The 17,960-nt window shown below is 58.2% G+C and carries 14 protein-coding genes and 4 pseudogenes; 12 read left to right on the top strand and 6 right to left on the bottom strand.

Annotated elements, in window-relative coordinates; all coding sequences use genetic code 11:
• Positions 1–33: 33 nt before the first annotated feature.
• Positions 34–1,016 (bottom strand): annotated as a pseudogene (locus ACNFHO_RS00970) (IS5 family transposase).
• A gap of 97 nt (positions 1,017–1,113) precedes the next feature.
• Complete coding sequence (locus ACNFHO_RS00975; RefSeq protein ID WP_416764831.1) at positions 1,114–2,037, bottom strand: LysR substrate-binding domain-containing protein; 924 nt, start codon at positions 2,035–2,037, stop codon at positions 1,114–1,116.
• Between the two features lie 112 nt (positions 2,038–2,149).
• On the opposite strand from ACNFHO_RS00975, the gene ACNFHO_RS00980 reads away from it, so the two are divergent.
• The 5 genes and pseudogenes from ACNFHO_RS00980 to ACNFHO_RS01000 all read left to right on the top strand — a co-directional run.
• The gene (locus ACNFHO_RS00980) at positions 2,150–2,854 is read left to right on the top strand and encodes an FMN-dependent NADH-azoreductase (protein ID WP_026020468.1); all 705 of its coding nucleotides are present in this window, start codon (positions 2,150–2,152) and stop codon (positions 2,852–2,854) included.
• A 319-nt stretch (positions 2,855–3,173) separates the two neighbouring features.
• The gene (locus ACNFHO_RS00985; RefSeq protein WP_019098982.1) at positions 3,174–4,358 is read left to right on the top strand and encodes an MFS transporter; all 1,185 of its coding nucleotides are present in this window, start codon (positions 3,174–3,176) and stop codon (positions 4,356–4,358) included.
• 389 nt (positions 4,359–4,747) lie between these two features.
• A pseudogene (locus ACNFHO_RS00990) lies at positions 4,748–7,297 on the top strand (excinuclease ABC subunit A); the annotation flags it as partial.
• A 24-nt stretch (positions 7,298–7,321) separates the two neighbouring features.
• On the top strand, positions 7,322–8,497 hold the full coding sequence (locus ACNFHO_RS00995; RefSeq protein WP_416764834.1) for an MFS transporter: 1,176 nt from the start codon (positions 7,322–7,324) through the stop codon (positions 8,495–8,497).
• A 105-nt stretch (positions 8,498–8,602) separates the two neighbouring features.
• Positions 8,603–8,782 (top strand): annotated as a pseudogene (locus ACNFHO_RS01000) (LysR family transcriptional regulator); the annotation flags it as partial.
• 117 nt (positions 8,783–8,899) lie between these two features.
• Here ACNFHO_RS01000 and ACNFHO_RS01005 read toward each other — a convergent pair.
• The 4 genes and pseudogenes from ACNFHO_RS01005 to ACNFHO_RS01020 all read right to left on the bottom strand — a co-directional run.
• Positions 8,900–9,115 (bottom strand): annotated as a pseudogene (locus tag ACNFHO_RS01005) (DDE-type integrase/transposase/recombinase); the annotation flags it as partial.
• Positions 9,078–9,314 carry a hypothetical protein gene (locus ACNFHO_RS01010; RefSeq protein ID WP_416765413.1) on the bottom strand — a complete coding sequence of 79 codons (237 nt, stop codon included), beginning with the start codon at positions 9,312–9,314 and terminating at the stop codon, positions 9,078–9,080. The gene ACNFHO_RS01010 and the pseudogene ACNFHO_RS01005, both read right to left, overlap by 38 nt.
• A gap of 29 nt (positions 9,315–9,343) precedes the next feature.
• On the bottom strand, positions 9,344–9,886 hold the full coding sequence (locus ACNFHO_RS01015; protein ID WP_050547875.1) for an MFS transporter: 543 nt from the start codon (positions 9,884–9,886) through the stop codon (positions 9,344–9,346).
• Between the two features lie 46 nt (positions 9,887–9,932).
• Complete coding sequence (locus tag ACNFHO_RS01020) at positions 9,933–10,697, bottom strand: DeoR/GlpR family DNA-binding transcription regulator (protein WP_416764836.1); 765 nt, start codon at positions 10,695–10,697, stop codon at positions 9,933–9,935.
• A 331-nt stretch (positions 10,698–11,028) separates the two neighbouring features.
• Here ACNFHO_RS01020 and ACNFHO_RS01025 point away from each other — a divergent pair, with 331 nt between their 5' ends.
• The 7 genes from ACNFHO_RS01025 (at position 11,029) to ACNFHO_RS01055 (ending at position 17,958) form a co-directional block, all read left to right on the top strand.
• Positions 11,029–12,552 (top strand): CoA-acylating methylmalonate-semialdehyde dehydrogenase, encoded by a 1,524-nt coding sequence (locus tag ACNFHO_RS01025; protein ID WP_019098978.1) that lies wholly within the window; start codon positions 11,029–11,031, stop codon positions 12,550–12,552.
• Positions 12,553–12,612: 60 nt separating this feature from the next.
• Positions 12,613–13,422 carry an NAD-dependent epimerase/dehydratase family protein gene (locus ACNFHO_RS01030; RefSeq protein ID WP_019098977.1) on the top strand — a complete coding sequence of 270 codons (810 nt, stop codon included), beginning with the start codon at positions 12,613–12,615 and terminating at the stop codon, positions 13,420–13,422.
• Entirely contained in the window at positions 13,422–14,510 is a 1,089-nt protein-coding gene (locus ACNFHO_RS01035) for a mandelate racemase/muconate lactonizing enzyme family protein (protein ID WP_019098976.1), read from the top strand. The genes ACNFHO_RS01030 and ACNFHO_RS01035 overlap by 1 nt, the downstream gene beginning before the upstream one ends.
• A 27-nt stretch (positions 14,511–14,537) precedes the next feature.
• Positions 14,538–15,353 carry an HpcH/HpaI aldolase family protein gene (locus ACNFHO_RS01040; RefSeq protein WP_019098975.1) on the top strand — a complete coding sequence of 272 codons (816 nt, stop codon included), beginning with the start codon at positions 14,538–14,540 and terminating at the stop codon, positions 15,351–15,353.
• Positions 15,353–16,129, top strand: coding sequence for an alpha/beta fold hydrolase (locus ACNFHO_RS01045; RefSeq protein ID WP_416764837.1), 777 nt, complete (start codon positions 15,353–15,355; stop codon positions 16,127–16,129). Before ACNFHO_RS01040 ends, ACNFHO_RS01045 begins: the two co-directional genes overlap by 1 nt.
• 277 nt (positions 16,130–16,406) lie before the next feature.
• The gene (locus tag ACNFHO_RS01050; protein ID WP_019098973.1) at positions 16,407–17,177 is read left to right on the top strand and encodes a lysine/arginine/ornithine ABC transporter substrate-binding protein; all 771 of its coding nucleotides are present in this window, start codon (positions 16,407–16,409) and stop codon (positions 17,175–17,177) included.
• 70 nt (positions 17,178–17,247) lie between these two features.
• Positions 17,248–17,958 (top strand): ABC transporter permease, encoded by a 711-nt coding sequence (locus ACNFHO_RS01055; protein ID WP_019098972.1) that lies wholly within the window; start codon positions 17,248–17,250, stop codon positions 17,956–17,958.
• Positions 17,959–17,960 lie beyond the last annotated feature (2 nt).

Consider the following 17,960-nt stretch of genomic DNA (forward strand, 5'->3'; position numbering starts at 1 on the left):
GGATAACCAAGTCAATGCCTCGGTTATCTGCCCTCACGGGCGCACCTCACCTGCAGCAGGCAATAATTGCCGGCGTACCATCCACAGATTCGATAGGGCAAACAGCGTGGTCAATTGCGCCGTGTTCTTGGCCAAGCCACGGAAGCGGGTTTTCACATAGCCGAATTGGCGCTTGATCACACGAAAAGGGTGTTCGACCTTTGCTCGCGCCCGCGTTTTGATCTTCTCGATCTTGCGGCTGGCTTTGTAGAGCACGCTGCGTTTGTTCTAGCGCTTGTAAGTGCTGCGACGAGTTGAAATCTGCCAAATCACCGGCCAGCCGTCATGCTCCGGCCGCTTTTCCACGCCGGTATAATCCGCGTCGGCAGAGATAGCATTTTCATCGCCATAGTGCAGGGGAGCGACCTGCGTTACATCGGCCACATTCGCCGCTGTGGCATGGACGTTGTGCACCAAGCCCGACTCAGCGTCGGCATCGATATGCGCCTTCATGCCAAAGAAATATTGATTACCTTTCTGCGCCTGATGCATCTCGGGATCGCGTTTGGCTTCCTTGTTCCTGGTTGAACTGGGAGCGTGGATGATGGTGACGTCGACAATGGCACCCTTGCGCAACGATAGACCCTCGTCTCGCAGGTAATTGTTGATGGTTTCCAGAATCCCTGAAGCCAGTTCGTGCTTCTCCAGCAGGTGCTGGGAGACATGATTGTCGTGTCTTCGAGGATCGGAGCACTGAGCGTCAGGCGAGCAAACTCGCGCATCGAAGTGATCTCATACAGCGCCGCGTCCATGGCCGAGTAGCTCAGCGAGAACCAGTTCTGCAGCAGATGAATACGCAGCATGGTGTCCAGTGGGTACGGCTTGCGACCACCGCCGGCCTTTGGATAATGCGGCTCGATCAATGCCACCAAACCGCTCCACGGCACCACCTGTTCAATCTCGGCCTGAAGAACCTCCCGACGGGTTTGATTGCGCTTCCCGGCGCACTCGAAATCGGAAAATCTCATCTGACTTATGGGATGGTGGGCTTGTAGAGGGCAGTTGGACGCAGGGCAATTTCAGCGCGGGTCAGATGGCCTGTGCTGACTTGATCGGAAAATTCTTAGGGGCATCCTATGAAAAATAATTTGCATGTTTGGCCACAAATAAGCGCGCTTCTTCCCTAAGCCAATTTTTGACCATCACGACGGCGGAATGTTCACAGGAACCCAAAGCCGAGAGTAGATAGAAATCACGCCCATCCAAGGCTGGGCCGAACGGTACGCGTAGCAGTCCTTCGTTGAGGTCATCCGCAACAAGAGCAACACTTGAAAGTGCAACCCCTTGGCCGGCAATTGCGGCTTGGATGGTATGAGCTTCATCAGAAAAACCAAGCTCTGGGCCAGACGGGTGTCCCGCCATAGTTGATATAGCCAGCCACTGCGGCCAATCCGGAATGCACTCGTCATTTTTACTGGAACGGAAACGCAATCTCGCAATATTGGAGAAATCATCGCGAGTCTCGGCACTAAGTGAGGGAGCGCAAACTGGCACATATCTGCCAGGAAGCAATACCTCGCTTTCAACACTTGGATCGGGCGGTGTGCAAAATCTAATAGCAAGGTCTGCACTGCCAGCTTTGAGTTGAACTGGCGAATCAGAAGAATGTAGGTGCAAATCGACGTTAGGAATAGCCGCTGCGAGGGCAGGAAGACGGGGCAAAAGCCAACGAGCGGCAAAACCGCAGGTTGTGCTTAATGTAACGGATGGCCTCCGGTCTCGACGTTGCAGCTCCTCGATCGCACTCACGATGCCGGTAAACGCTGTGTGGACAGCAGGATACAAAAGTTGGCCAGCATCGGTGAGGCTGACGCTGCGTACCTCACGCGCGAATAAACGGATATCAAGAGCATCCTCTAACTGTTTGATGCGATGACTTACTGCTGTTGGAGTGATCGACAGCTCTGTAGCCGCTTCCTTGAAGCTCTGCAGTCGTGCCGCGGCTTCAAAAGCGCGGAGCGCGCTAAGAGGTATGTTCCCGAAAATGTGCTGATGCATGAATTTCTATCACCTATCAACTGAGAAAAGATCGTTTGTCGTAAAGCTTTGTCCCGCAGATCATACGCCTATTGGCTGTTCCATGCCTGCAATTGAGAGGGATAGATGAATTATGATTAACGTTCTTTTCCTGGATGGAAGCGCCCGCCCTGGCTCCTCCGCTGAGCATGCTCACGGGTCGCACACCAGGCGGTTAACGTCGCGCTTCGTGTCTAAATGGCACGGCATCCGGCCCCAAGATTCTGTCGTTTACCGAGATCTTGGAAAAGCTCCTCCGGACCAAGTTGACGCGGCGTGGATTCATGCCGCATTTACACCAGATGAGCAGCGAGAGCCTTGGATGGTTGAGCGACTTGCTGAGAGCGACGCATTGATTGACGAACTTCTGCGAAGCGATTTGATAGTGCTCGGTGTACCCATGTACAACTTTGGCGTGCCAACACAGGTGAAGGCTTGGCTCGATAACCTCATCCGCGTGGGTCGTACATTCGGTTTTGATCTGGCTCGTGGCGATGTACCTTATTGGCCGCTCTTGGCCGATCAAGGTCGTCGGGCTGTGCTCCTAAGTTCGCGCGGAGACTATGGCTACGACGCAGGGGGGCGTTTATCTGCTGACAACCATGTCGAGGGTGCCGTAATGGCCGCTCTGCGCTATATCGGAATCAAGGACTTCGATTCAATCGCTATCGAGTTCGATGAGTTTAGGGATGCGCGAGTCGTCGAGTCTATCGAGAAGGCCGAGTTGGCTGTTGATAACCTGGTCGAGAATCTGACCGGCTGGGCTAATACTCAGGAAAGCCTTAATTCCAAAAAGTAAGCACTGGCATATTGGAACTTTCGGTGGTCACTTGATCGACGGACGGAACTAGACACTACTTCCTAGCGGTGAGTGTCTAGTCCCCATATTTTCGTCTCTAATTCTGTTAGCGCTTGAGAACGCCGGTTGACTAGAATCACTAGCGTAAGGCTCGATTTGTCTGCCATCACATTTTTGGTAATTGAGGCGGCCTATTTAAATAAGCCTAATTGCTCCGTAGGTGCCCCCTCAATGCAAGCATAGCGACAGGGTTGACTTAGGAAAGTCCACTTCCTTGGTTTTACAGGGAGCTGTTTTTTTGATGATTTAAGAGGATCTGATGCCAATTGCATTGTTTGCCTTAACGATATGTTCTTTTGCAATCGGCACTGCCGAATTTGTCATTGTGGGATTGATTCCAATCGTAGCAACGGACCTAGGCGTTAGCCTGCCATCCGCAGGCCTGCTCGTCAGCCTTTATGCAATGGGCGTCGCGGTCGGCGCCCCTTTGCTCACTGCGGCCACGGGGAAGGTCCACCGGAAGATTCTGCTTATTTCATTGATGGCGATTTTCACTGCGAGCAACATGTTGGCATGGGCATCGCCGAGTTTTGAGACATTAGTCGCTGCTCGGGTTTTGACAGGATTAGCTCACGGAGTCTTTTACTCAATCGCGACCATCATTGCCGCAGGGCTTGTGCCAAAGGAAAAAGCCGCCAGCGCTATTGCAATCATGTTTACAGGGCTGACCGTAGCGCTTGTCACTGGTGTGCCGATTGGAACCTCTATTGGGCAGATGTTTGGATGGCGCTCGACCTTCCTTGTTGTGGCTGCTTTAGGTGCAATCGCAATATTGGGAACACTTTTATTCGTTCCTAGCAGTATCCCCAGTAGCAAGCCTGCAACATTGAGGCAACTTGCCAACGTGCTAACGCACCCACGCCTGATACTGGCCTATGCAATTACCGCTATCGGCTACGGAGGGTCTTTCGTAGCCTTTACCTACCTCGCGCCAATTCTTGAAGAAATCTCGGGCTTCTCGGCAGCAGCAGTGAGTGGCGTGATGCTTTTGTATGGCGTGTCTGTTGCAGTCGGAAATCTCTATGGTGGAAAGCTTGTAGATCGCTATGGTGCGGTGCCTGCGCTTCGTTCGATATTCTTGGCATTGATAGTTGTCCTTATCGCATTGGCATTCACTGCATCAAGCAAATGGATGATGCTCATCACCGTTCTGATATGGGGTGCTGTCGCCTTCGGAAACGTTCCAGGTCTTCAATTTTATGCCGTTAAACAAGCCGAGCGTTATGTGCCGTCTGCCGTGGATGTCGCTTCCGGGCTGAACATCGCGGCATTCAATTTGGGGATCGCCGGAGGCGCTTCTATAGGGGGGATGATCGTGGCAAGGGGAAGTTTGACATCCACACCTTTGATCGCTGCGATATTCGTATTTTTGGCATTCGGTCTGACGGTATGGGCGGGCTTTCTCGATAGAAGAAAGCGAGCTGATCATTTAGCGGAATGCTGATCCTTTATGCGTGGTCATGTATACAGTCAGAAACCAGCTAAAGCTTAGAACTGAGGCTGGTACTGGGTTATAGCTCGGTTGATATTGTTACGGCTGCTGGGAGCAACTGATTCGTCTTGGGCAGCGTAAGCGCAGTGCGGCGTTGTCCAGGCCGTAGGGAATACGGAGAACGCACCTGTGGCAATTCGTCCGAATCCACAGTATGCAAATGCTGAGATGTGGATGCTATTGCCTCAATGGGCGTAGCAACGCAATACGGAGGCAACGCAATCATTGCGGGGCACAGCATTTTGCACTCCTGCAAATTCGGAAGAAACCACGATATCAGTCGACATTATGAAGAACGAAATAGCGAAAAATCACGGGGTTGTAAGTGTTCGCGGGGCACGGCTTTCGGCACCTTATATGCCGAGTCGCAGCGTCGCTACTTGGAATCAGTTGCGCCTTATGCACGTCGGCTGATCGACCAAGCGGGTACGCCGGATGTGGACGCTATCGACGGTCTGCCACCCGCCGTGGCGCTGCAACAGCGTCGGGGTACACCTACCGCTCGGTCCTCTATTGGGAGTCTGAGCGGCATTTCCAATTTGGTGCGGCTCCTTTACTCCCGTGCGGGCCGGTATCCCGTGGGGCACCCCATGCTGTATGCGGAAGACTTTTCGCCCAACACACCGGAAGGTGCATGCCCGCATTGCCACGGCATGGGCAAAGTCTATGAAGTTACCGAACAGTCGATGGTTCCGGATGACGGCCTGACGATTCGCGAGCGCGCTGTAGCGGCCTGGCCCACTGCGTGGGGTGGGGAGAATCTGCGGGACATCCTCGTCATGCTGGGACACGACGTCGATGTGCCATGGCGAAAGCTTCCCAAGAAATTGCGCGACTGGATTCTTTTTACAGAAGAGCAGCCTACCGTCCCGGTGTATGCCGGAGCCAGCCATGAGGAAGCCAAGGCCGCGCAAAAGACTGGTTTGTCGCCAAGCTACATGGGCACATTCAGCAGTGCGAAGCGGCATGTCTTGCACACCTTCGCACACAGCAAGAGCGCGCGTATGCGCGAGCGGGCCGCGGCATTCATGGCCAGTAGCGACTGCCATGTTTGTGGTGGAAAGCGCATCAAGCCTGAGGCTTTGACGGTCACCTTCTCGGGTCTCGACATCGTTGAGCTCGGGCGGTTGACGCTCGACGAGATGGCAGTGCTCCTTACTCCGGCGGCGGAAGGCAGGCTCGGACAGAAGATCCCAGCAGCCAGCATTCATGCGGGTCTTCCCACCACGGCTGGCGGTAAACGCCGCTCGGGATCGACGACAAAGCCCGTACCTGAATATGCCCAGGAGCAGGTGCTTGCTGCCCAGCGATTAGCCCAGGAAATTATCTCGCGCATCAGCGCGATGACACAGCTCGGGCTTGGGTATCTGTCGCTCGACCGCGCGACGCCATCGCTGTCCTCGGGCGAGCTGCAACGCCTGCGTCTGGCCACGCAACTGGTATCACAGCTTTTCGGCGTCGTGTACGTACTCGATGAACCGTCTGCAGGATTACACCCCGCAGACGGCGAAGCACTGATTGCTGCACTGCATCGGCTCAAAAGAGTTGGCAATTCCTTGTTTGTGGTGGAGCACGATCTGGCCACCATGGGCGAAGCGGACTGGTTGGTAGACGTCGGACCCGACGCTGGCGCCCATGGAGGAGAAGTTCTCTATAGCGGCCCTCCTGCTGGGCTAGCGAAAGTTAGTCGATCCAAAACGGCGCGCTACCTGTTCCCGGCCAAGAGCGACAGAAAGGTTCAAGTTCGCCGGGATGCCCTTGAGTGGCTACGCCTTGAAGGCGTTGTGCGCCATAACCTTAAAGATGTGGACGCCGCGTTTCCGACAGGGTGTCTGACGGCGGTGACCGGAATTTCTGGCTCTGGGAAGTCGAGTCTGGTCAGTCATGCACTGGTCGAACTTGTAGCGCAGGAGCTCGGCACGCCTTTGGTTGACGCCGAGCACAACGATGGCGATAGCTCGCCCAGTAGCGCGCAATCCTTCAGCTACCTGCAAGACGATGATCCGGGTGCTGCCAGCAATAGTGCGGGCGTCGTGACGGCGGGCCGCTTGGCGGGATTGGTCGGTATCAAACGACTGGTTCGGGTTGATCAAAAGCCCATCGGCCGCACGCCACGGTCCAACCTGGCAACTTACACCGGCTTGTTCGACGGCGTACGCAAGCTGTTCGCGGCCACACCTGCAGCACAGCGGCGCCGCTATGGGCCCGGGCGTTTTTCCTTCAACGTCGCACAGGGACGATGCCCAAAGTGCGAAGGCGAAGGCTTTGTGAGCGTGGAGTTGCTGTTCCTCCCGAGCGTGTACGCACCGTGCCCGGAATGCCACGGTGCTCGTTACAACCCGGCAACGCTTGAGATCAAGTGGAAGGATCTGACGATTGCGCAGGTGCTTGACCTCACAGTGAAGGATGCCTGCGAGGTGTTTTCGGATGAGCCTGCCGTACTGCGACCACTGATGCTGTTGCACGACATCGGCCTGGGCTATCTGCGACTGGGGCAGCCTGCGACCGAGTTGAGCGGGGGTGAGGCGCAACGCATCAAGCTCGTCACCGAGTTGCAGCGGCTGCAGCATGGCAACACCCTTTACGTCCTGGACGAGCCCACCACTGGACTGCACCCGGCGGATGTCGATCGCTTGCTCCTGCAACTCGATGGATTGGTCCAGGCAGGCAACACAGTTGTGGTGGTCGAGCACGACATGCGCGTGGTCGCGGCGTGTGATTGGGTCATCGACATGGGACCAGGGGCTGGCAATTCGGGAGGCCGAGTGGTGGTCAGTGGGCCTCCAGAGGTAGTGGCTGCCGTAAAGGCAAGCCGGACAGCGCCTTATCTCTCCAATGAACTGGTAGGCAAACAAACGGCTCGCTTCGTCAGATCAACCAGCAAGGCCTAAGGCCTCCTGCAACCAAGAATGAATGTGAATACTGAAAACGCAAGATTGCTCAAAACGCGCCGGGCATTATTCGGATGTTTCCTCGTGCTCGGCTTTGTCATGGCCTCCTGGATCGTGCGCACGCCCTCTATCCGCGACGCTCTGAGCGCATCCACAGCAGAGATGGGTCTGATCCTTTTCGGGTTCTCGCTTGGCTCGATGGGCGGGATTCTGCTGGCCGGCAACATCGTGGCCCGTATTGGTGCAGATCGTGCAGTCTGCGCTGGCATGACGCTCGCTCTGGCGGGCCTGATCGTGCTGTCGAGCGGTACTCACCTCGCTTTGGCTTGGATGACAGGCTTTGGCTTGGGCCTGGTTGGTTTTGGAATGGCCCAGGCCGAAGTGGCCGTCAACGTGTTGGGGGCGCATGTGGAACGTGGGCTGGGGCGACCCGTGCTGACGCTGGTACACGGCTGCTTCAGCCTGGGTACGACGCTCGGTGCCGTGTGTGGTCTGCTACTGGTTGCAAAAGGCTTGTCCGTTACCTCGCACATGCTCGTCGTCTGTGCGCTGCTGTGTCCGATGCTGGTCTATGTCGCCTACGGTGTGGTCGGATCACACGGCGCACGCGTGACTGATTCCGCAAATAAGCGAGGCTTCATCACGACCATCAAGGATGATCCGAAGCTCATCCTCATCGGTGCAATTGTGCTGGCTGTGGCGCTGGCCGAAGGCTCCGCCAACGACTGGCTACCACTGCTGATTGTGGACGCGCACGAAACCTCTGAAGCCATTGGTTCGCTTCTGTTCGTCGCTTTCGCTGCGACGATGACATTGGGACGGTTCTTGGGAACCGGGGTGCTGAGCCGTTTCGGACCCGTCAACGTAATTCGCGCCAGTGCGCTTATCGGCGCAGTCGGAATACTAATAGTAGTTCTGGCCCCAACCTTGTCTGTGGCAGGTATCGGCGTATTCCTTTGGGGAATCGGTGCATCACTGGGCTTTCCTGTAGCGATGTCAGCCGGTGCCTCCGTTGGACATGATCCATCCGCGCGCATCGCGGTTCTGGCCACGCTAGGCTACACGGCCTTTCTTGTCGGACCTCCGCTACTCGGCTTCATCGGCGAGCACATCGGCCTTCGGCTCACCATGCTTGTCGTTCTAACGCTGTTGGCTCTGCCGTTGCTGTTGGCTCCTACCCTGCAGAGGCATAAGTCATAAGCTTTTGGCACGCTTTGAGCGTTACCTTGACTGTGGTTCTTGTGGTGAGTGGGACTGTTAAATAACCAAGGCTCTTATAGGGACTAACTGGGAAGAGGGGAGACTATGGAACTGCGGCACTTACGGTGCTTCCTCGCTGTTGCGGAAGAGCTTCTCTTTGCCCGAGCTGCGGAAAAGCTGCATACAGAGCAGTCGTCTTTATCGCGCACAATCAGGGAATTGGAGGAAAACCTGAGCGAGCAGTTATTCGTACTCACCAGCCGTAGCACACGACTGACACGGGCACCCGGGACGCTCCGCGACCAGATCACCCATCATCGGTCTATCGCTGTGTCAGTCAAACCATAAGGAACCACTGGCCGGTGCATTTTTACTCTCGGGGTGAATCATCACTTCTTGTTAGGGTTTACGCCGCCACCCGGCGACCAACATCGCTTCGATAGCCAGTTCACTGCTCATCTTGGACTTCACTGACCAACCGATGTCTTGACGAGAAAACAGGTCCAGCACTACCGCCAGGTGTAGCCATTCTTCGTGAGTGTGGATATAGATGATGTCTGTCCCCCAGAGCTTGTTCGGCTCACTGACCTTGAACTGCCGGGCAAGGTGATTGGGCGAGGTCAACAAGCTCGGCCGGTGCAATACCTCCTGACCGTTCGAGCATATCTGCCAGATAGGTGTAGGCACCAAATATGGCTGTGAACACTGCTAGCGATAGTAAAAGGTTGGCGAGGAAGAAGCGGTTTGCTAACGTGGAAATCTGCGCTTTTAAACTCTCCTGGGGACCGGGAAGCAGCTCGGGCATGACCTTGCGCAAGAGAACAGCCATTGCGAGAGACAGCACAGTTAGTGCCCAGAAAGCGCCGCGCCAACCAAAGCATCACCCAGCACTGTGCCCAGTGGAAGACCGAATAGCAAAGCAGAGGTGACACCGAAATATACTTGAGAAATGGCTTTACCTGCTTTTTCCTTTGCGACTAATTTTCCTGCCGCGTCACTCCCTACACCCCAGAATACGGGCAACAATGCTGCTGGGACAATTCTTGCAATAAGTACAGTCCAATAGTTCGGCGCGAGCGCAACCGCGACATTACTCGCCGCAAATGCAACCAGTATCCAAGTGAACAAAAAACGCCGCTCGATACGAGCGAAAGCTGCTGTAAGCGGTGGTCCGGCAAAAACTACAGTAATTGCAAATGCGGTGACCAATTGGCCGGCCATTGGAATTGAAATGCTCAAGTCCCTAGCTAGGGTGGGCATCAGGCCAATAATAAACTCTGTCGTTACGATGACGAACGCTGCCAATGAGAGAATAGCTATTGCCCAATTCTCTACTTCAGTCGGCTTAGTGCTGTGGGTGCTTCCGCATTCGATTGAGTATTTGCTCATGTCGCACCAAAAATTTAGACTTCCTTTGTTCGCTCGACCGCTTAGGTTAGCTTGATTCAGTCATTTCAACCTTGATGCCGATCGCTGTAAATTCGTTTACTGCTGTGTGAGGTAGGTTGTTCTCCACAATTAAGATGTCGATATCGCTGGCTTCGCAGATCTTGAATGGGGCGGCTGTACCAATTTTGTTAGAAGTTATAGGTACTACTATAAGCGAGCTTTGATCTATTAGACATCGTTTGAGCTCGGCTTCTTCAGGGTCGAATGCTGTGATGCCTATAGTCTTGTCTACCCCACAAGCACCAAGAACTAAAATGTCTGCATAGATTTTTTTTGCTTCTTGGATTGCCTGATAACCTAAGCATGCACCCTTGGTTGGGTTGAAGGTTCCGCCCAACACAATGATCTTGCAAAGTGCGTGATCACTTAACGCGACGGCGATTGCAGGTGCATTAGTGATGACCGTAGTTTTGATATTCTTTGGAAGTTCACGGGCGACAGCAATATTCGTAGAGCTGGCATCTATAAAGATTGTTGCTCCATCATTAACATAGGTTGCAACGCGCCTCGCCAACTGATTCTTATTATCAATTGATTCACTCTCGCGCTCTTGAATATTGCCAAAATCTGGAGCTGGAAGGAGTGCGCCGCCGTAAACCCTCCGGCAGAAACCTAGACGAGCCAGTTCGCGTAAATCGCGTCTTATCGCATCTTCCGATACTCCAAAATCCTTTGCCAGCTCTGCAGCAATGACCCTCCCATTCAAGGACAAACGTGTACGAATTCGATCCTGCCTCTCCTGATTCAACATTTATGGCTCACCGATCTATCTTGTTTTAATGTGATTATGCGTATTTTTGCACGTTTATTGGGGTTTCTCAATGCGGTGCGCTTGAATGCCGTGCTGGTGCCGGTTCGGTAGGGACTGCGTAGTCGGCAGGTGTGACGTTGAGGACGTTGAGCCTGATGGTTCACATTTTCCCAAGCGGAAAGGGTTGTGGATCCGGATGGGAGGCAACAAGCCTTGCTTAAAATATACTGATATATTAGTGTACTGAGACGATTTGAACCAAGCGCTGCAGCACCCCTAGTGGCAGCGCTCCATCGACGGGGTCTAGACCCGTAACTTAATAGGTGATTGCATGAGCAGCAGTTCTACCCATCCCGAGACGTTCGGTTCGATTGGGCATTTCATCGATGGCGAGGTCGTTTCGTTCGAGGGCGAGCGGCAGGCCGATGTATTCAACCCGGCGCTCGGCCAGGTACAGGCGCAGGTTGCGCTGGCCTCGACGATGACTGTCAATGAAGCCGTGGCTGCGGCCCGGACGGCGTTCCCGGCCTGGTCGGAACTGTCGCCGCTGCGTCGCTCGCGCATCCTGTTCCGTTTCAAGGAACTGCTCGACCAGCACCATGAGGATTTGGCCCGACTGATTACAGCCGAGCACGGCAAGGTGCTCTCCGACGCCATGGGCGAAGTGACTCGCGGCATCGAAATCGTCGAGTTCGCCTGCGGCGCGCCGTACCTATTGAAAACCGCGTTCACCGACAATATCGGTGGCGGTATCGACAACTGGAACCTGCGCCAGGCCCTGGGCGTGTGCGCCGGCATTACGCCATTCAACTTCCCGGTGATGGTGCCGCTGTGGATGATCCCGATGGCCCTGGCCACCGGTAATACCTTCGTCCTCAAGCCTTCCGAACGCGCTCCGTCGGCCAGTCTGCTGATGGCCCGCCTGCTCAAGGAAGCCGGCCTGCCGGACGGTGTGTTCAACGTGGTCCAGGGCGACAAGGAAGCAGTCGACGCACTGCTCCAGCATGAAGACGTCGAGGCGATTTCCTTCGTGGGTTCGACGCCGATCGCCGAGTACATCCACCGCGAGGCGACCTCTCGTGGCAAGCGGGTACAGGCCCTGGGCGGGGCCAAGAACCATATGATCGTCATGCCGGATGCCGACCTCGACCAGGCCGCGGACGCGCTGATCGGTGCGGCCTACGGCTCGGCCGGCGAGCGCTGCATGGCGATCTCCATCGCCGTGGCGGTAGGCGATGTTGCCGATGAGCTGATCGCCCGGCTGCTGCCGCGTATCGATGCCCTGCGGGTGCGCAACGGTGTCGACCCGCAGGCCGATATGGGCCCGTTGGTCACGGCACTGCACAAGGGCAAGGTGGAGGGCTATATCGACAGCGGCGTCACGGAAGGGGCGAAGTTGATCGTCGATGGTCGCGGCCTGCAGGTGCCGGGGGCGGAGCAGGGCTTCTTCGTCGGCGCGACCCTGTTCGACCAGGTCACCCCGGAAATGACTATCTACAAGGAAGAAATCTTCGGCCCGGTGCTGGGTATCGTCCGGGTGCCGGACTTCGCCAGTGCGGTGAAGCTGATCAACGCCCACGAGTTCGGCAACGGCGTGTCCTGCTTCACCCGCGACGGCAGTGTGGCCCGGGCCTTTGCCCGCAGCATCCAGGTCGGCATGGTCGGTATCAACGTGCCGATCCCGGTGCCCATGGCCTGGCATTCCTTCGGCGGCTGGAAGCGCTCGCTGTTCGGTGAACACCACGCCTACGGCGAAGAAGCACTGCGCTTCTACACCCGCTACAAGAGCGTCATGCAGCGCTGGCCAGACAGCATCGCCAAGGGCCCCGAGTTCAGCATGCCCACCGCCAAGTGATGACCCGGCACGCCGGCGGCTGTCGGCGTGCCTTCCAACAACAAGACAGCGAGCACTGCCATGAGCAAACCCAAGCTGCTGATTACCGGCGCAGCGGGCCGGGTCGGGACCCTGTTGCGTCCGATCCTGCTCGACGACTACGACCTGCGCCTGTGTGACCTGAATCCCATCGAGGACCTGCGCGACGGCGAGCAGGCCCTGGTCGGTGACCTGGCCGATCCGGCCATCGCCAATGCCGCCGTGAGCGGCACCGTGGGCGTGGTCCACCTGGCTGCCGCGGTGTCGCCGGATATCGCCTTTGCCGCGACCCTGGCGCCCAATTACGTCGCCGTTCTCAACCTGCTGGAGGCCTGCCGCGAGTTCGGTGTGGGGCGCTTCATCTTTGCCAGCAGCCATCACGCGGTGGGGCTGCACCCGGTCAGCGACGAGCCCTGGACGGCCAGCGCCGCGATCGCTCCGGACGGTTTCTACGGCCTGAGCAAGGCCTTCGGCGAGGCGGCCTGCGCCCTGTACGCCCACCGCTTCGGTATCGAATGCCTGGCCATCCGCATCGGTAACGCCGACCCGCAGGTGGTGGACGGTCGCCGTGAACGCCTGTGGGTTAGCGCCGCCGACCTGGTGCAGATGATTCGTCTCGGCCTGGAAGGCCAGGGCGAGCCGTTCCGGGTGGTCTACGGCATTTCCAATTGCCCGCAGCCGCTGCTGAAGAACGATGAAGCCTTCGAGCGCCGCTATCGCCCGGTGGACCACTCGCCGCGCAACCACAGCGCCACGTACCGCCCGTTCACCTACCTGACCGAGGAGGAGGGCGCCAGTTTTGTCGGCGGCTTCTTCGCCAAGAGTTCGCTCCCTGATCCGAGGAAAAACTGATGAAGATCGTCAAGGCTGAAGTCTCCATCGTCGAGATTCCCTTCCATCTGCGTGGTACCGGGGTCGGGATCATGCCCACCGCCTGGAAGAGCCTGGAGTTCGCACTGATCCGTCTCGAGGACGAACTGGGCAATGTCGGCTGGGGCGAAGGGTTCGGCTACTTCACCGTGGATGCCACCAAGGCGATCATCGACCGCCTGATCCTGCCCAGCCTGATCGGCAGCACCATCGACGACATCCCGGCGTGGAACCGGAAGATGCAGCGCTCGATCCACATGTTCGGGCGCTACGGCATCACCATCTTCGCCATCGGCGGGGTGGATATCGCCCTATGGGACCTGGCCGCCAAGCGCGCCGGCAAACCGCTTTACCAGCTGCTCGGCGAGGGCCGCCGCGAACAGATCCCGTTCTACGCTAGCATGGTGCGCTACGGCACCGAGGAACTGGCGACCATGACCTGTCGCGAGGTGATCGCCGCCGGGTTCAACAGTATCAAGCTGCACGAGATCGACCTCGACATCATCGAGGCCTGCCGCCGGGTCGCCGGGCCGGACAAGAATATCTGCGTCGACGTGAACTGCGCCTGGTCGGTGGAGTTCGTCGAGCGCAACCGGGAGCGTCTCGAAGCCCTCAACCTGACCTGGGTGGAGGAGCCGGTGTACCCGCCGGAGGACTTCGCCGCGCTGTCCAGCCTGCGTGGTTCGCTGCCGATCGCCGCCGGGGAGAACTGGACCACTTCGTTCCAGTTCGCCCAGGCCTTCCAGGCGGGCGCGGTGGATATCGTGCAACCCAGCGTGACCAAGGTCGGCGGCATTTCCGAATTCCTCGCCATCATCGAGCAGGCGGGCAAGGCCGGTAGCCAGTTGATGCCCCATTCGCCGTATTTCGGCCCGGGCTTCTTCGCCAGCCTGCACCTGGCGGCGGCCAACGCCTCGGTCCAGGCCCTGGAATACAACTTCGTGCAGCCCGACGCCTGGCTGGCGGATGTGGAAGGGCTGCGCAGCGGCGATCTGATCAAGGTACCGCAGGTCCCGGGCCTGGGTTTCGAGCCGGACTACGACGTGATGAACAAGTACCGCCGCGGATGAGCCCGCGGCGCAACGGGAGATACGACTATGCAGCCCAACAAGATCAAGGCGCTCTGGCGCGACGGTCAGCCGGTGGTCAACGGTTTCCTGTCGATTCCCTGTGCGTTCGTCAGCGAGCTGATGGCCGAGCAGGGCTATGACGCGCTGACCATCGACCTGCAGCACGGCGTGGTGGACTACCAGACTGCCGTCGGCATGCTCCAGGCCTTGCGCGCCAGTGGCGTGACGCCCATGGTGCGGGTGCCCTGGCTGGAGCCGGCGAGCATCATGAAAGCCCTGGATGCCGGGGCCTACGGGGTGGTCTGCCCGATGATCAACACGGCGGAACAGGCGGCGCGGCTGGTCTCCTACATGCGCTATCCGCCGGCCGGTGTGCGCAGTTTCGGGCCGACCCGGGCAAGCATTTCCGCCGGCGCCGACTATGGCCGCGAAGCCGATGACAACATGCTCTGCTTCGCCATGATCGAGACCCGCGAGGCGCTGGACAACCTCGCCGAAATCGCTGCGACCCCGGGTCTGGACGGGCTGTACATCGGCCCGGCGGACCTGACCATCGGCCTGACCGGCATGCGTTATCCCACCGGCTTCGACCGCGAGGAGCCGGAAATCCTCGAGGCCATCCAGCATATTCTCGCCACCGCCCATGCCCATGGCATCAAGGCTGCGCTGCATTGCGGTTCGCCGGCCTATGCGCTGCGGGCGCTGCAGTGGGGCTTCGATATGGTCACCCTGGCCAATGACGTGCGCATGTTGACCAACGCCGCCGGCGCTGCCCTGAAACAGGTGCGCAGCGGACTTGGCGATCTGGCCGGAACGGGACAGCCGTTCGGGAGCCAGTACTGATGAGCCTGCTGGAGACCTTGCACCAAGTCGGCCACGGGCCGCACAAGGTGATCGTGGTGCACGGCTGGATGGCCGGTGCCGCGCTGTTCGATCCGTTGCACGGCTGGCTCGACCCTGAGCGTTTCACCTATGCCTTCATGGATTGTCGCGGCTACGGCGCGCGGCGCGAGGCGCCAGGGCCATTCACCGTGGAGCAGATCGCCCGGGATATGCTGGCCCTGGCCGACCTGCTGGACTGGTCGCGCTTCAGCGTGGTCGGCCATTCCATGGCAGGCATGGCAGCGCAATGGCTGCAGGCCCATGCTGCCGAGCGGCTGGTGTCGGTGGTGCTGCTGGCCTCGGTACCGGCCAGTGGCGCGACGCTTTCCCCGGAGCGCAGGGCCTTGCTGGGTGACGCCTTGCACGAGCCGCTGGCGCGTCAGTTGCTGATCTCGGCCAACGTCGGGCATTGCCAGGACGAGGAATGGCTGCGCGGCATGCTGCAACTGAGCCTGCGCACGACCTGGGTGGAAGCGATGAGCCGGTACCTTGAGTCCTGGAGCGGTGATGATTTCGCCGAGGCAGTGAAGGGGGCGAGGGTGCCCACGCTGGTATTGGTGGGCGAACGCGACCCGGGGTGCACCGTGGCCTCGATGAACGACACGCTGATGCGCTGGTTGCCGACGGCCCGGCTGGAGATTCTGCCGGCGGTCGGTCACTATCCGATGCGTGAGGCGCCTGCGGAACTGGCGCGTGTCATCGAGACCTGGCTGTTGGCTCGTGCAGAAAGGTGCTAAAGGACGAAGCGGACACTGTCGGCGGGTTTATCCGCGATTACGAAGGTGGGCTCACTACCGCTATCGCGGGTAAACCCGCACAAGGTCCGCGTAAATCAAAGCGTCATGTCTTGTTCCAGGAGCGTATTCAGAGGGCCCTGTCACGGCATAAAACTGCTGTTCCCCATTCCAAAAAAGAAACCTGAAACACCCTTGATAAGCTGCCAAATCCTGTTATCGTCATTCGCATACCAATATATTGGTATGCAGGAATACCGGAATTCGAGGAAAACCAACAATGAATAGCTCGAAATACCTCGCCTGTGCGGCTGTGGTCCTGACCCTTCTTTTCGGTGCCGGTGCGCACGCGGAGCAGAAGTCGCTGCGTATCGCCACCGAGGGCACTTATCCTCCTTTCAGTTACCTTGAAAACGGTCAGTTGACCGGCTTCGACGTGGATATCGCCAAGGCTCTCTGCGAGCGCATCCAGGCCCGTTGCGAGATCGTTTCCCAAGGCTGGGACGGCATGATCCCCGGGCTGATGTCCGGCAAATACGATGCCGTCGTCGCCTCCATGGCGATCACCGAGGAGCGCAAGCAGAAGATCGATTTCACCGACAAGTATTACGCCACTCCGGCCCGCTTCATCGCCGAGAAGAGCGCCGGCATCAGCGATACCTCGGTCGCCGGCATGGCCGGCAAGGTCATCGGCGTGCAGGGCTCCACCACCCAGGGCAGCTATCTGGAGGACTTCTACAAGGACTCCGAGATCAAGGTCTACAAGACCGTCGACGATGCTGCGATGGACCTGGCCAACGGCCGTCTCGATGCGGTGTTCTCCGACTCGGCGATCCTCTATCCCTGGCTGCAGACCAGCCTGGGTGCGTGCTGTGACTTCGTCGGCCAGGAAGTGCGCGACGACAAGTACTTCGGGGTCGGCAAGGGTATCGGCGTGCGCAAGGAGGATCAGGCCTTGCGTGGCGAGCTGGATACGGCGATCAAGGCCCTGCTGGCCGATGGCACCTACCAGCGCATCAACCAGAAGTACTTCCCTTTCGCTATCTATTAAGAACGCGCCCCCGACGCGTCTCTCAACCCACTGATAGCCCCGTGCGCCGAGCACGGGGGAGGGCCTGATCATGAGCGAATACCTGCAGTTGCTTTCCTTTTCACCCGAAGGCTGGGGTGCGGCCTTGCTGTCCGGCGCCATCCTGACCCTGCAACTGGCCCTGGCCACCTTGCCCCTGGGCCTGGCGCTGGGCCTGACCCTGGCGCTGTGCATGGACAGCAAGCGCCGTTTTCCCAGCCGTGCAGCCACGGTGTTCGTCACCGTATTCCGCGGTCTGCCGGAGCTGCTGACCATCTTCATCATCTATTACGGCGTCCAGTTGCTGGTCAAGGAAGCCTCCGAGGCCATGGGCTTCAAGCCTTTCCAGGTCAACGGCTTCTTCGCCGGGATGCTGGCCCTGGGGCTGGTGTTCGGCGCCTTTTCCAGCGAGGTGTTCCTGACCGCCATCCGCGCCATCGCCAAGGGGCAGCGTGAGGCGGCATTCGCCCTGGGGCTGTCGCGGGTCGACATGTTCCGCTTCGTCACCGCACCGCAGCTCTGGCGCATCGCCTTGCCGGGCCTGGGCAACCTCTGGTTGGTGCTGCTCAAGGAGACCTCGCTGCTCTCGGTGATCGCCCTGACCGACCTGATGCGCCAGACCTACCTGGCGGTGAGCAACACCAAGGAACCGTTCTTCTTCTATGCCGTGGCCTGCAGCATCTACCTGCTGTTCTCCATCGTCTCCGGCCAGGTGCTGCACCTGATGGAGAAGCGCGCCAACCGATTCTACGTGCGGAGCTGAGC

Source organism: Pseudomonas sp. NY15374 (assembly GCF_048068255.1).
Taxonomy (GTDB): Bacteria; Pseudomonadota; Gammaproteobacteria; order Pseudomonadales; family Pseudomonadaceae; genus Aquipseudomonas; species Aquipseudomonas machongensis.